The organism is Roseateles hydrophilus, from assembly GCF_026712245.1.
GTDB lineage: Bacteria > Pseudomonadota > Gammaproteobacteria > Burkholderiales > Burkholderiaceae_C > Pelomonas > Pelomonas hydrophilus.
In genome coordinates this window covers 326,750-339,506 of sequence record NZ_JAPPUY010000004.1, presented here as the reverse complement: position 1 = coordinate 339,506, position 12,757 = coordinate 326,750, and the positions used below count along the sequence as shown (strand labels likewise).

The 12,757-nt window shown below is 68.0% G+C and carries 13 protein-coding genes; 5 read left to right on the top strand and 8 right to left on the bottom strand.

The window, feature by feature from the left end; genetic code table 11:
* Window positions 1–54: 54 nt before the first annotated feature.
* Window positions 55–426 (top strand): hypothetical protein, encoded by a 372-nt coding sequence (locus NYO99_RS16570; RefSeq protein WP_268168352.1) that lies wholly within the window; start codon window positions 55–57, stop codon window positions 424–426.
* Between the two features lie 8 nt (window positions 427–434).
* Here NYO99_RS16570 and NYO99_RS16565 read toward each other — a convergent pair whose 3' ends face one another.
* Window positions 435–1,220, bottom strand: a complete 786-nt coding sequence (locus NYO99_RS16565) for a J domain-containing protein (RefSeq protein WP_268168351.1) — start codon at window positions 1,218–1,220, stop codon at window positions 435–437.
* Window positions 1,221–1,356: 136 nt separating this feature from the next.
* Window positions 1,357–3,525: a sodium-translocating pyrophosphatase gene (locus tag NYO99_RS16560; protein ID WP_268168350.1), complete on the bottom strand. Its 2,169-nt coding sequence runs from the start codon at window positions 3,523–3,525 to the stop codon at window positions 1,357–1,359.
* A gap of 153 nt (window positions 3,526–3,678) precedes the next feature.
* Between NYO99_RS16560 and ppa the strand changes: the two genes are divergently transcribed.
* A complete protein-coding gene (ppa, locus tag NYO99_RS16555) occupies window positions 3,679–4,218 on the top strand; it encodes an inorganic diphosphatase (RefSeq protein WP_268168349.1) in 540 nt (179 codons plus the stop codon).
* A gap of 63 nt (window positions 4,219–4,281) precedes the next feature.
* Here ppa and NYO99_RS16550 read toward each other — a convergent pair whose 3' ends face one another.
* Window positions 4,282–5,421, bottom strand: coding sequence for a GNAT family N-acetyltransferase (locus NYO99_RS16550; protein WP_268168348.1), 1,140 nt, complete (start codon window positions 5,419–5,421; stop codon window positions 4,282–4,284).
* 83 nt (window positions 5,422–5,504) lie between these two features.
* On the opposite strand from NYO99_RS16550, the gene NYO99_RS16545 reads away from it, so the two are divergent.
* A complete protein-coding gene (locus NYO99_RS16545) occupies window positions 5,505–7,499 on the top strand; it encodes an NAD(+) synthase (protein WP_268168347.1) in 1,995 nt (664 codons plus the stop codon).
* Between the two features lie 33 nt (window positions 7,500–7,532).
* Window positions 7,533–7,871, top strand: a complete 339-nt coding sequence (locus NYO99_RS16540; protein ID WP_268151514.1) for a P-II family nitrogen regulator — start codon at window positions 7,533–7,535, stop codon at window positions 7,869–7,871.
* 8 nt (window positions 7,872–7,879) lie between these two features.
* On the opposite strand, the gene NYO99_RS16535 is transcribed toward NYO99_RS16540, so the two are convergent.
* From NYO99_RS16535 to NYO99_RS16515, 5 genes are read right to left on the bottom strand one after another with little or no spacing between them, the layout of a single operon-like run.
* A complete protein-coding gene (locus NYO99_RS16535) occupies window positions 7,880–8,257 on the bottom strand; it encodes a diacylglycerol kinase (RefSeq protein ID WP_268168345.1) in 378 nt (125 codons plus the stop codon).
* Window positions 8,254–8,757, bottom strand: coding sequence for an RDD family protein (locus NYO99_RS16530; RefSeq protein WP_268168344.1), 504 nt, complete (start codon window positions 8,755–8,757; stop codon window positions 8,254–8,256). Before NYO99_RS16530 ends, NYO99_RS16535 begins: the two co-directional genes overlap by 4 nt.
* Entirely contained in the window at window positions 8,754–9,569 is an 816-nt protein-coding gene (locus tag NYO99_RS16525; protein ID WP_268168343.1) for a DUF3106 domain-containing protein, read from the bottom strand. Before NYO99_RS16525 ends, NYO99_RS16530 begins: the two co-directional genes overlap by 4 nt.
* Before the next feature lie 4 nt (window positions 9,570–9,573).
* On the bottom strand, window positions 9,574–10,068 hold the full coding sequence (locus tag NYO99_RS16520) for a DUF3619 family protein (protein ID WP_268168342.1): 495 nt from the start codon (window positions 10,066–10,068) through the stop codon (window positions 9,574–9,576).
* On the bottom strand, window positions 10,065–10,631 hold the full coding sequence (locus NYO99_RS16515; RefSeq protein ID WP_268168341.1) for an RNA polymerase sigma factor: 567 nt from the start codon (window positions 10,629–10,631) through the stop codon (window positions 10,065–10,067). Before NYO99_RS16515 ends, NYO99_RS16520 begins: the two co-directional genes overlap by 4 nt.
* 228 nt (window positions 10,632–10,859) lie before the next feature.
* Between NYO99_RS16515 and NYO99_RS16510 the strand changes: the two genes are divergently transcribed.
* Entirely contained in the window at window positions 10,860–12,647 is a 1,788-nt protein-coding gene (locus NYO99_RS16510; protein ID WP_268168340.1) for an acetolactate synthase 3 catalytic subunit, read from the top strand.
* Window positions 12,648–12,757 lie beyond the last annotated feature (110 nt).

The following is a 12,757-nucleotide window of genomic DNA, read 5'->3' as shown; positions in this document are numbered from 1 at the left end:
GCCCGTCGTATGCGGCTGTTAGGGTGGCAGCCCCTTCACTTGAGGCCCTTCGACATGACCACGACCTACTACGTGAAAGCCCAGCCCGCAGGCGCCTTCGCCGCCAGCAGCTACTTCAGCGATCCGGCGTGCACGCAGCCGGTGCCGCCCAATGCGCTGGCCGTGCCGCCTGGCACCGCGGCCTGCCTGATCACCGAGGCCGCCGGATCGGAGCTGGTGCTGCTGGGCGCCACCTACAAGACGTTGGGGCACAGCGCCGTGATGACCGACCACAATTTCGCGGCTGCGCAGTCGGGCACGGTCAGCATCACCATGCCGTCTGAGCAGATCGTGACCAAGGGCGTGGTGCTCATCTTCTCGACGCGGGGCACCGTGGCCACGCTCTACCCCAGCAGCGACCCGGAAGTCACCAACGGCGACCAGTGAGTCGTGGTTCAGGCCAGGCGCTGCGAGCGCTTGCGCAGGAAGTCGACAGCGAGGTTTGCGTCGCCGCCCACCCGCTCGCCGATGTAGAGCTCCTGGCGGCGTTCCGCGATCTGCGCGCGCAGCCGGTTGGCCATGATGTCCAGCGGCTTCATGCCGCCTGCTTCGGCCCGCTCGATGGCCACGCGCAGCTGGTGCATCTGCAGGTTTTGCAGCACCAGCGTCTGCGCCTGCACGATGCGGATACGGCTTTGCACCATGTGTTCGCACAGGCCCAGCCAGGCGCGCACGGCGTCGGCCGGGCCGCCCATCACCTTCTCGGGCAACTCACCCGCCGCCAGCAACAGGCTCTCGAGCCTGGCGCGGTCACCGCTGGCATAGGCCTCGTTGACCACCATCATGCGTTGTTCGCACACCTCGCGCTCCGGGCCCGAGGGCGCCAGGTCGGGGTGAAAGCGCATGGCCGCACGCCGGTACAGCGTCTTCAGGCTGGGCGGCGGCAGGTCGGTCATGGGGCCGGTGGGCTCGGGCGGCAGCGGCACCGGGTCGGGCAGGCCCGGGATGTCGGGCCAGGGCTTGGCGCGCGGCGCGGCCGGCATGGGGGCGTCGACGCCCTGGCGCTGCAGCGCCTCGGCCAGCAGCACGGTGGCCCGTTGCAGCTCGGCTTCCAGTTCATCAAGCTCACGCATCAGCGGGCCTAATGCCTCCAGGTAGCGGAGCCTGAAGCTCATCAGCTTGGCGCGGATGCCGTCGTGGTCAGCCTCCAGCACGGCCAGGTAGCGCTGGAGGTCTTGCAACTGCTCGCGTCGCCGCGTCAGTTCGTGCCTCGTAATCGCCATGCTCGCCATGTGTGCAATTTTGCCGTGGGCCTGATGCGAAAAAAGCCCGCGAATCGTGAATTCGCGGGCTTTTCGGGGTGGGCCTGCCGGGGCGCTATTGCGAGGCTGCCGAGGCCGCAGGCGCCGCCAACGTGGCTGGGCTGGCTGCCGGTGCCGCGGCGGTAGCCGCAGCCGCGGCTGGTGCATGGCTGCCCACCGACATTGGCAGCAGCGGCACGATGAGCAGGGCCACGATGTTGATGATCTTGATCAGCGGGTTCACGGCCGGGCCGGCGGTGTCCTTGTAGGGGTCGCCCACCGTGTCGCCGGTGACGGCGGACTTGTGCGCGTCGCCGCCCTTCTTGTGCAGCACGCCGGACGCATCGGTGAAGCCCTCCTCGATGAGCTTCTTGGCGTTGTCCCACGCGCCGCCGCCGGTGCACATGGAGATGCCAACGAACAGGCCGGTCACGATGGTGCCCATCAGCAGCCCGCCCAGCGCCGCCGGGCCCAGCACCAGGCCCACGATGATGGGCGCGGCCACCGGCAGCAGCGAGGGCACGATCATTTCCTTGATGGCGGCCGTGGTCAGCATGTCGACAGCGGCGCTGTAGTCGGGCTTGCGCTTGCCGGCCATGATGGCGCCGTCGGCGAACTGCTTGCGCACTTCCACGACGACGGCACCCGCGGCCCGGCCCACGGCTTCCATGGCCATGGCGCCGAACAGGTAGGGAATCAGCCCGCCGATGAACAGGCCCAGGATGACCTTGTGGTCGGACAGGTCGAACGCGACGTGCATGCCGCGCGCTTCCAGCGCGTGCGTGTAGTCGGCAAACAGCACCAGCGCCGCGAGGCCGGCCGAGCCGATGGCATAGCCCTTGGTGACGGCCTTGGTGGTGTTGCCCACGGCGTCCAGCGGGTCGGTGATGTCGCGCACGCTGTCGGGCAGCTCGGCCATCTCGGCGATGCCGCCGGCGTTGTCGGTGATGGGGCCGTAGGCGTCCAGCGCCACGATGATGCCGGCCATGCTCAGCATGGACGTGGCCGCGACGGCAATGCCGTACAGGCCTGCCAGCGCATAGGCCGCGTAGATGGCCGCGCAGACGAAGAGCACCGGCCAGGCGGTGGACTTCATCGACACGCCCAGGCCCGCGATCACGTTGGTGCCGTGCCCGGTGGTGGAGGCCTGCGCCACGTGCTGCACCGGGTGGTACTGCGTGCCGGTGTAGTACTCGGTGATCCAGACCATCGCGGCCGTCAGCACCAAGCCGACGACGCAGGCGCCGAACAGCGCCATCGCCGTCGTGCTGCCGCCGCCGCTGAGCGCCACCTCGCCGGGGAACATCGCCCTGGTGACGAAGAAGAAGGCGATCAGGCTCAGCACGCCGGCCACGATGAGGCCCTTGTACAGCGCTGGCATCACGTTCTTCATGCCGTCGCTGGCCTTGACGAACATGCAGCCGATGATGGACGCGATGATGGACACGCCGCCCAGCGCCAATGGGTAGATGACACCCGCCGCAGCGGATGTGCCCGTGACCATCAGCGCGCCCAACGCCATCGCGGCGATCAGCGTGACGGCGTAGGTCTCGAACAAGTCGGCGGCCATGCCGGCGCAGTCGCCGACGTTGTCGCCCACGTTGTCGGCAATCACCGCCGGGTTGCGCGGGTCGTCCTCCGGGATGCCGGCTTCGACCTTGCCGACGAGGTCGGCACCGACGTCAGCGCCCTTGGTGAAGATGCCGCCGCCCAGGCGCGCAAAGATGGAGATCAGCGACGAGCCGAAGGCCAGTCCCAGCATGGGCTTGAGCGCGGTGCTGTCATGCCCGCCGCCGATGGCGATGTAGAAGCCGCCCACGCCCAGCAGGCCCAGGCCCACGACCAGCATGCCGGTGATGGCCCCGCCCTTGAAGGCCACGTCCAGCGCCGGGCCGATGCCCCTGGTGGCCGCCTGCGCGGTGCGCACATTGGCGCGCACCGAGATGTTCATGCCGATGAAGCCGCAGATGCCCGACAGCACAGCGCCGATGACGAAGCCGATGGCCGTCGTCAGCCCCAGGCCCGACACCGCGATGGCGATCGCGAGCACCACGCCCACGATGGCGATGGTGCGGTACTGCCGGCCCAGGTAGGCCGCCGCGCCTTGCTGGATCGCCGTCGCGATCTCCTGCATGCGGGCATTGCCCGCGTCCTGGCCCAAGATCCAGCTGCGCTGGATGAACCCATAAAGAACCGCCGCAAGGCCACAGGCCAGTGCGAAATACAGCGCCATCTCCGTCGACATCGATTCGTCTCCTCAGGTGCGTGTTATCTGGTGGACCCACGCGGGCTGCGAGGGGCCTGCGCGGCGGAGCTTAAGGGCGGGTCTTGCGCTGTAAGGGGAGCGTTTACCAGCAAAACTAGAATGCGGGTTTTCCAGCCCCTTAGAACGACGACCATGAGCCTGCACAACGTGTCCCCCGGCGCCAAGGCGCCCGAAGAGTTCAACGTCATCATCGAGATCCCGATGAATGCCGACCCGATCAAGTACGAGGTCGACAAGGAAACCGGCGCGCTGTTCGTCGACCGCTTCCTGACCACGCCGATGTACTACCCGTGCAACTACGGCTACATCCCGCGCACGCTGGCTGACGACGGGGACCCGGTGGACGTGCTGGTCATCACGCCGTTCGCGCTGACGCCGGGCGTCGTCGTGACCTGCCGCCCGCTGGGCGTGCTGATGATGGACGACGAGGCCGGTGGCGACGCCAAGCTGCTCGCCGTGCCCACCAATAAGATCCTGCCCATGTACAGCCACTGGGAAAAGATCGAGGACGTGAACCCGATGCGCCTGTCGGCCATCCAGCACTTCTTCGAGCACTACAAGGACCTGGAGAAGGGCAAGTGGGTCAAGGTCAAGGGCTGGGAAGGCCCCGAGGCCGCGAAGAAGGAAATCACCGACGGCATGGCCAACTACGCCAAGGCCGAGCAGAAGTAATCCGGCCCCGCGCTTGATTCAAAAGACGCCGCACCTGCGGCGTCTTTTGTTTTGTCGAGTCGCTCAGGCGGTCTTGTAAGGCGCGTGCTCGCTCAGTTCGCTCAGATAGCCCGTCATGGCTTCGCCCTCGCGGGCCAGGAAGTCGCTGACGGCGTCGGCGAACCCAGGGTGGGCCAGCCAGTGGCTGGAGGCGGTTGGCGTGGGCATCAGGCCGCGAGCCATCTTGTGCTCGCCCTGCGCGCCGCCCTCGAAGCGCGCGTAGCCGTTCGCGATGCACCAAGCCAGCGGCTGGTAGTAGCAGGCGTCGAAGTGCAGGTTGGGGATGTGCTCGGTGGCGCCCCAGTAGCGGCCGAAGGCGGCGCGGCGCGCCGGGTCCAGCGCGATCAGCGAGGTCGCCACGCGCTCACCGGCGCGCAGGGCGGTGAACATCAGCCAGTGCTCGGCCATGGTGCTGGCCATGCGGGCGAAGTAGTCGCGGCTGAGGTATGGCGTGCTGCGGTGCTCGCGATAGGTCTGCTGGTAGCAACGGTAGAAGTAGTCCCAGTCCTCGACCGTGATGGCCGTGCCCTCGCGGGCCTCGAACACGACGCCGGCCTCGCGCACGCGGCGCTGTTCCTGCTGGATCTTCTTGCGCTTGTCGCGGTGCAGCCGCGCGAGGAAGGCGGCGAAGTCGGTGTCACCCTCGGCCGTCCAGTGGAACTGCACGCCGCTGCGCGCGGCGCAGCCCGCAGCGGCCAGTGCGGCCTGGTCGGCCTCGTCGCCGAACAGCACGTGCAGCGATGAGGCCTTGGTCTCGTTGACCAGGTTGCGCAGCCCATGTGCTAACAGCTGACGGGCCTCGTCGTCCACGGCCAGCAGCCGGCTGCCCGGCACCGGCGTGAAGGGCACGGCCACCAGCAGCTTGGGGTAGTAGCGCAGGCCGTGGCGATGGTAGGCGTCGGCCCAGGCCCAGTCGAACACGTACTCGCCGTAGGAGTGCGTCTTCAGCCAGGCCGGGCAGGCGGCCAGCAGGCGCTCGTCGTCCCACAGGCCGAGAAACAGCGGCTGCCAGCCGGTGTCGGCCGTTGCCGAGCCGGCATCGTGCAGCGCCTGCAGGTATTCGTGGCGCATGAAGGGCGTGGGCCGCGGTGCGGCGTCGAGCAGCTGGTTCCAGGCGTCGCGGGGCAGGGCGGCGGGGGAGTCGTGGACGCGCAAGGTCGGCATGCCGCTATTGGATCGCCTCCGGGCATTCAGCGCGGGCTGGCGGGGTTTCTCGTGGTGTGCCGCTTGATGGCAGGATGCGGCCCATGCGTTTTGACAATCTCTACAGCCATGACTTCGCCCGCCTCGCCGTGGGCGTGCCGCTGTGCCGTGTGGCCGACCCGGCCTTCAACGCCCAGCAGACCATCACCCTGCTGCGCCAGGCAGCGGCCGAGGGTGCGGCCGTCGTGGCCTTCCCGGAGCTGGGCCTGTCGGCTTACACCTGCGACGACCTGTTCCACCAGCGCGCGCTGCTGGACGGCTGCGAGGCGGCGCTCGCGGCGGTGTTGGCGGCCTCGGCGGATCTGCCCGTGGTCGCGGTGGTCGGCCTGCCGCTGCGCGTCGAGCAGCGGCTGTTCAATTGCGCGGTGGTGCTGCAGCGCGGCCGCATCCTGGGTGTGGTGCCCAAGACCTTCCTGCCCAACTACGGCGAGTTCTACGAGGCGCGCCAGTTCTGCTCGGGCGAGGAGGCAACGGTCGACACGCTCACGCTGCTGGGCCAGGCCGTGCCCTTTGGTAGTCGCCAGATCTTCACTGCCGATGACCTGCCGCTGCTGCGCCTGCATGTGGAGATCTGCGAGGACGTGTGGACGCCCATCCCGCCGTCGTCGTTCGCCGCGCTGGCCGGCGCGACCGTGCTGCTCAACCTGTCGGCCTCCAACGTCGTTGTCGGCAAGGCGGGCTACCGGCGCCAGCTGGTGTCGCAGCAGTCGGCTCGTTGCTTGGCGGCTTACGTCTATTCATCGGCCGGCGCAGGCGAGTCGACGACCGACCTGGCCTGGGACGGCCAGGCGCTGGTCTGCGAGAACGGCGAGCTGCTGGCCGAGTCCGAGCGCTTCCAGCGCCGCTCGCAGCTGGTGACGGCCGACGTGGACCTGGAGCGCCTGGCCCGCGAGCGCATGCGACAGACCAGCTTCGGCCAGTCCGTGCGGCTGCATGCAGCGCTGCTGGCGGGCTTTCGTCGGCAGGCGTTCACGCTGGGCCTGGACCGCGAGCAGCCGCTGGCGCTGCGCCGTCGCGTCGAGCGCTTCCCGTATGTGCCAGCCGATCACGGCCGCCGCGACGAGCGCTGTCAGGAGGTCTACAGCATCCAGGTCCAGGGCCTGACGCAGCGCCTGGCGTCCAGCGGCATCCAGAAGCTGGTGGTGGGCATCTCGGGCGGGCTGGACTCCACGCACGCGCTGCTCGTGGCCGCCCGCGCGATGGACGCACTGGGCCTGCCGCGCACCAACATCATCGGCGTGACCATGCCTGGTTTCGCCACCGGTGAGCGCACCCGCGCGCAGGCGCTGCGCCTGATGGCGGCCGTGGGCTGCGAGGCGCGCGAGATCGACATCCGCCCCAGCTGCCTGCAGATGTTGCAGGACATCGGCCATCCGCACCGTGACGAGCATCCCGTCTACGACATCACCTTCGAGAACGTGCAGGCCGGCGAGCGCACCAACCACCTGTTCCGCCTGGCCAACCTGAGCGGCGGCCTGGTGCTGGGCACGGGCGACCTGTCGGAGCTGGCGCTGGGCTGGTGCACCTACGGCGTGGGCGACCACATGTCGCACTACAACGTGAACGCCAGCGTGCCCAAGACGCTGATCCAGCACCTGGTGCGCTGGGTGGCCGACACTCATCAGCTGGGCGCCGGCACGGACACGCAGGTGCTGCTGGACATCCTCGACACCGAGATCAGCCCCGAGCTCATCCCCGGCAGCCTGCAGAGCACCGAGGCCACGGTCGGCGCCTATGCGCTGCAGGACTTCAACCTGTTCTACACGCTGCGCCACGGTTACGCGCCGGCCAAGATCGCCTTCCTGGCGCGGCATGCCTGGCAGGATGGCTACGCGCTGGCCGAGATCAAGCGCGTGCTGCGCATCTTCGTGCAGCGCTTCTTCAAGGGCAGCCAGTTCAAGCGCAGCTGCGTGCCGAACGCGCCCAAGGTCGGCAGCGGCGGCTCGCTGTCGCCGCGCGGTGACTGGCGGGCGCCCAGCGATTCAGAGGCGGCCGTCTGGCTGGCCGATCTGGATCGCATCCCGGACGAACATGCTTAAATCGACCTCAGACGAACCCAGGAGCCTCGCCCCATGAAGCAGATCACCGCCATCATCAAACCCTTCAAGCTCGACGAGGTCCGCGAAGCGCTGGCCGAAGTCGGCGCGTCCGGCCTGACCGTCACCGAGGTCAAGGGCTTTGGCCGCCAGAAGGGCCACACCGAGCTCTACCGTGGCGCCGAGTACGTCGTCGACTTTCTGCCCAAGGTGAAGGTCGAGGTCGTCGTGAAGGATGACGAGGTCGACCGCTGCATCGACGCCATCCTGAAGGCCGCCAAGACCGGCAAGATCGGCGACGGCAAGATCTTCGTGGTGCCGGTGGAGCAGGTCATCCGCATCCGCACCGGCGAGACGGACGAAGCCGCCGTCTGAGCGTTGCCTCAGCGCAGGTGCTGCCAGAGCGCAGCACCCCAGACGCCGCCGGCCAGCAGCAGCGACAGCAGCACGGCGGCGCTCGCAATGTCCTTGGAACGCTTGGACAGATCGTGCAGCTCGAACGAGACACGGTCCACCACGGCCTCGATGGCCGAATTCAGCAGCTCGACGATGAGCACCAGCAGCAGCGACCCCAGCAGCAGCGAGACCTGCACCCAGTCGTGGCCCAGCCAGAACGCCAGCGGCGTGGCCACGATGACCAGCCAGGTCTCCTGCCGAAACGCGCTCTCGCCGGTGTAGGCCGCCTTGAGCCCGGCCCAGGAATAGCCGGCGGCGTGCAGGATGCGATCCAGGCCGGTGCGGCCCTTGTGCGGGTTGCTCATGGGCGCAACGGAAGTTGGGTGATGACGCGCGAACCGCAGAGCACGTCATGCAGGAATTGCCGCTGCGGCAGCAGGCGCGACAGCGCACCGTAAAGCAGCATCCAGCCCAGCAACGCGCCAGCCAGCGCCCAGCCGCGCACGCCGAACTGCCACAGGCTCAGGCCGGGCAGCACCCACAGCCAGCCCAGCGCGTAGCGCGCCAGCGCGCGGGCCCTGCCCAGCGGCTGGCCGTGGCCGTCGACGATGCGCAGATGCCAGGTCTTCAGCGCGAGCGTCTGCCCGCTGCGGGTCCAGAAGGTCACGAAGTAGACGGCCGGCACCACGAATGCGAACACATAGCCGGGCAGGCCGAACAGGGCGTCCTTCTGGCGCGTCAGCACGACGTAGACGAAGCAGGCGAAGAACATCACGCCGAACAGCAGCACGCCTTCGTACAGCAGCGCGGCGAAGCGGCGCGCCAAGCTCGGAGGCGTGGCGTCGGCGGGCGGCAGCGTGGTCATGGTCGCGGGGCGGACGCCGCAGGCGCCTTCAGCGACAGGGGCAGCAGCGTCTTCGGGTCCACCAGGGCCGGGTCGGCGACGACCTTGGTCTCCCCCGCTGTGTGGTGGCCGGGCGGGCTTTGCCGGCGGGTCATCAACACCGTCGTGGCGCCGGGCTTGGCCTGCACCAAGCTGGCTGCCACGGGCACTGCCGGCACGAGCTTGGGCGCGGCCGGCACGATGTTGGACTTCGGTTGGGCGGCCAGCGGCTTGGCCGGGCGTGCGGCCGTCTGCGCCTGTCGGCGTGCCAGTGCTTTGTCGGCCAGGGCTTGGCGCTCCTCGGCGGGCAGGGCCTGGTAGGCCTCCCAGCGTGCCTGGCGTTGTTCAGCCGTCAGTTGGCGAGCGACCTGGAAGCCGATGCGCGCGTTCAGCCGGTCGGCCGGGCTCATGGCCGTCCAGTCGCGGATGCGGTCGTGCACCCGCTTGATCTCTTCCCCGGACATGGTGGCCAGCGTCGGCGTGGCGCTCAGCCACTTGCTGCGCTGCGCGTCCGAGATGCCCGCCCAGTCGCGCTCCAGCGGTGCGAGCAGGGCTTGTTGCTTGGGCGTCAGCGCCGCCCAGGTGGCGGGCGGCGTACTCAAGGCGGTCGGCGCCACCGGCTTGGCCAGCGGGCGCGTGCGGGCTGCTGCGGGCGCGGCGTCGGAAGCTGCTGCAGTCGGCGCAGCAGCCGCTTCCGGCGTCTGTGCAAAAGCAGAAAACCCTGCCGCGCCGAGCAGCAGGGTCAGGAGCAGCCGGAAGCAGGGGGTGGTCAGCGTGCCTGGGCTCATGCGCATGCGGTCATTCTTCGGCATCGCGCAGGAACTCGGCAAAGCCGGGGTCGCTGAAGGCGGCAGGCGGCAGGCTGTCGCTGAGCAGTTCGGAGTCGACCTCGGCGGTGGCAGCGATCTGTTCGTTCATGTGGCTGCGCTGCATCAGCATCAAACCCGCCACCAGCAGCATCAGCGGCAACGCCGACACCAGCTTGGCCCACAAACCGTTGCCGCCTGTGCCGCCTGTGCCGCCATTGCCGCCGCCATGGCGGCCGTCGCCGCCCAGTGCCAGCGTCGCCTCGGCCTGGGCGATCACCACGGCGGCCGGCGCGCTGGCTGCCTGGGCCGCGCGGGCCTGGGCGGCGCGCGCGAGCGCCTGCTCACGCGCGAAGCGCAGCCGTTCGGCCACGTCGTGCGGCAACGCCGCGCTGTGCTCGGTCAGGCCGGCCGCCACCTGGCGGCCAAAGCGCGAGACGCGGGCGTCGAGTTCGTCAGCAGGGGCAGAAAAATTTGGCGACTTCATAGCGTGATCCCCTTGGCCTTGAGCGCTTTCGCCAATGCGTGAGCGGCCCGGGAGCAGTGCGTTTTCACGCTGCCCTCGGAGCAACCCATCACGGCGGCAGTCTCGGCAACATCCAGTTCCTCCCAGTAACGCAGCAGGAAGGCTTCGCGTTGACGGGCAGGCAGTTCCTGCACCTCCGCGTCAATGCGCTGCAAGATCTGTGCGCGGCTGACCTCATCGGCCGCACTCAGGGCGCCGAGCGCGCCGTCCTGGGTTTCCAGCACTTCCAGCAGGTCGAAGTCGTCGTCGGCGCCACCGCCTTCGAACTCCGACATGTTGGTCATGACGGCGTTGCGTGTCTTCTGCCGACGGAAATAGTCCATCGTGGCGTTGGACAGGATGCGCTGGAACAGCAGGGGCAACTCCGCCGCCGGGCGGTCGAAGTAGTTCTCGGCCAGCTTGATCATGGCGTCCTGCACGATGTCCAGCGCGGCATCGTCGTCGCGGACGAGGTAGGCCGTGCGTTTGAATGCGCGGCGGTCCACGTTGCGCAGGAAATCGTTGAGTTCTTTGTCGGTGGCCAAGGCTGAAGGCGTCGCAAGGAGCGGCGCGGATTATGGCATTCGTCTCATACGAAGGCTCGACGCTTTTCCGTCGGCATAATGCTGCTTCGCACAATGAGTCTGGTCTCCCAGTGGCCGCCCGACTGGGGCGTCATCTGATGACCGCGCAGGCTCCGAATCCGCCTCACGAGGGCGAGAAGAGGGGCACCAATGGTTTTTCGTTAGAGAAATTCACAGAGGTTCTAAAAAATGGACATGTCTGCCGCGGAAACGAAGCGCGCCACCCTGGCGCAGCCGCAATCCTTCTCCCCCAATTCCTCCACCGCGGAGCTCAACGGCTCCGAGATCCTCGTTCGCTGCCTGCAGGCCGAAGGGGTGCGTCACCTCTGGGGCTACCCCGGTGGCGCGGTGCTCTACATCTACGACGCGCTCTACAAGCAGGACAGCATCCAGCACGTGCTGGTGCGTCATGAGCAGGCTGCCGTGCACGCCGCTGACGGTTTTGCCCGGGCGAGCGGCGAGGTGGGTGTGGCGCTGGTGACGTCGGGCCCGGGCGTGACGAATGCCGTGACCGGCATCGCCACCGCCTACATGGACTCCATCCCGATGGTGATCATCACCGGGCAGGTCCCGACGCCGGCCATCGGCCTGGACGCCTTCCAGGAGTGCGACACGGTCGGCATCACCCGCCCCATCGTCAAGCACAACTTCCTCGTCAAGGACGTGCGCGACCTGGCCGTCACGCTGAAGAAGGCCTTCCACATCGCCCGCACCGGCCGCCCCGGCCCGGTGGTGGTGGACATCCCCAAGGATGTGTCGCTGGCCCGCACGACCTTCCACTACCCCGAGCGCATCGAGATGCGTTCCTACGTGCCGGCCAAGAAGGGCCACAGCGGCCAGATCCGCAAGGCCGTGCAGTTGCTGCTGCAGGCCAAGCGCCCCTACATCTACACGGGCGGCGGCGTCATCCTGGGCGAGGCCACGGCCGAGCTGCGCCAGCTCGTCGACCTGCTCGGCTTCCCCTGCACGAACACGCTGATGGGCCTGGGCGCCATGCCCGGCACCGACCCGCGCTTCCTGGGCATGCTGGGCATGCATGGCACCTACGAAGCCAACATGACCATGCAGCACTGCGACGTGCTGCTGGCCGTGGGCGCGCGCTTTGACGACCGCGTCATCGGCAACCCCAAGCACTTCGCACAGGTTGAGCGCAAGATCATCCATGTGGACATCGATCCGTCGTCGATCTCCAAGCGCGTGCGCGTCGACATTCCCATCGTCGGCGACGTCAAGGAGGTGCTGCAGGAGCTGATTGCTCAGCTGAAGGATGCACAGACCAAGCCGGATGCGAACGCCGTCAACGCCTGGTGGGGCCAGATCAACGACTGGCGCCGCCGCGACTGCCTGGCTTACAAGAGCTCGGACGAGGTCATCAAGCCGCAGATGGTGGTCGACACGCTGTGGAAGCTGACCCGCGAGCGCGACACCTACATCACGTCGGACGTTGGCCAGCACCAGATGTGGGCCGCACAGTTCTACAAGTTCGACGAGCCGCGTCGCTGGATCAACTCCGGTGGCCTGGGCACCATGGGCGTGGGCCTGCCGTATGCGATGGGCATCAAGCTGGCCAAGCCGGAATCGGATGTGTTCTGCATCACGGGTGAGGGCAGCATCCAGATGTGCATCCAGGAGCTGTCGACCTGCTTCCAGTACAAGACGCCGGTCAAGATCGTCTCGCTGAACAACCGGTATCTCGGCATGGTGCGCCAGTGGCAGCAGCTCGACTATGAAGGCCGCTACTCACACAGCTACATGGACGCGCTGCCCAACTTCGTGAAGCTGGCTGAGGCCTATGGCCACGTCGGCATCCTGGTCGAGAAGCCGTCGGATGTGGAACCGGCGCTGAAGGAAGCGATGCGCCTGAAGGACCGCACCGTGTTCCTGGACATCCGCACCGATCCGACCGAGAACGTCTGGCCCATGGTCAAGGCGGGCAAGGGCATTTCGGAAATGCTGCTGGGGTCGGAAGACCTGTGACCGGCTGAAGCCGCAGGTGTTGGCGAGGGTTGCCGCCCTCGTTGATGCCGGCGGCGGATGGCGGGCACAGCCGACCCGGCAGGCCTCCTCTGACTGAATCGAACCCGCTG

What these genes read in the sequence shown, in the direction of transcription:
- NYO99_RS16570 (WP_268168352.1), top strand. Translation starts at nt 55, where the DNA reads ATGACCACGACCTACTACGTGAAAGCCCAGCCCGCAGGCGCCTTCGCC.
- NYO99_RS16560 (WP_268168350.1), bottom strand. Translation starts at nt 3,525, where the DNA reads ATGTCGACGGAGATGGCGCTGTATTTCGCACTGGCCTGTGGCCTTGCG.
- ppa (WP_268168349.1), top strand. Translation starts at nt 3,679, where the DNA reads ATGAGCCTGCACAACGTGTCCCCCGGCGCCAAGGCGCCCGAAGAGTTC.
- NYO99_RS16550 (WP_268168348.1), bottom strand. Translation starts at nt 5,421, where the DNA reads ATGCCGACCTTGCGCGTCCACGACTCCCCCGCCGCCCTGCCCCGCGAC.
- NYO99_RS16545 (WP_268168347.1), top strand. Translation starts at nt 5,505, where the DNA reads ATGCGTTTTGACAATCTCTACAGCCATGACTTCGCCCGCCTCGCCGTG.
- NYO99_RS16540 (WP_268151514.1), top strand. Translation starts at nt 7,533, where the DNA reads ATGAAGCAGATCACCGCCATCATCAAACCCTTCAAGCTCGACGAGGTC.
- NYO99_RS16535 (WP_268168345.1), bottom strand. Translation starts at nt 8,257, where the DNA reads ATGAGCAACCCGCACAAGGGCCGCACCGGCCTGGATCGCATCCTGCAC.
- NYO99_RS16530 (WP_268168344.1), bottom strand. Translation starts at nt 8,757, where the DNA reads ATGACCACGCTGCCGCCCGCCGACGCCACGCCTCCGAGCTTGGCGCGC.
- NYO99_RS16525 (WP_268168343.1), bottom strand. Translation starts at nt 9,569, where the DNA reads ATGCGCATGAGCCCAGGCACGCTGACCACCCCCTGCTTCCGGCTGCTC.
- NYO99_RS16520 (WP_268168342.1), bottom strand. Translation starts at nt 10,068, where the DNA reads ATGAAGTCGCCAAATTTTTCTGCCCCTGCTGACGAACTCGACGCCCGC.
- NYO99_RS16510 (WP_268168340.1), top strand. Translation starts at nt 10,860, where the DNA reads ATGGACATGTCTGCCGCGGAAACGAAGCGCGCCACCCTGGCGCAGCCG.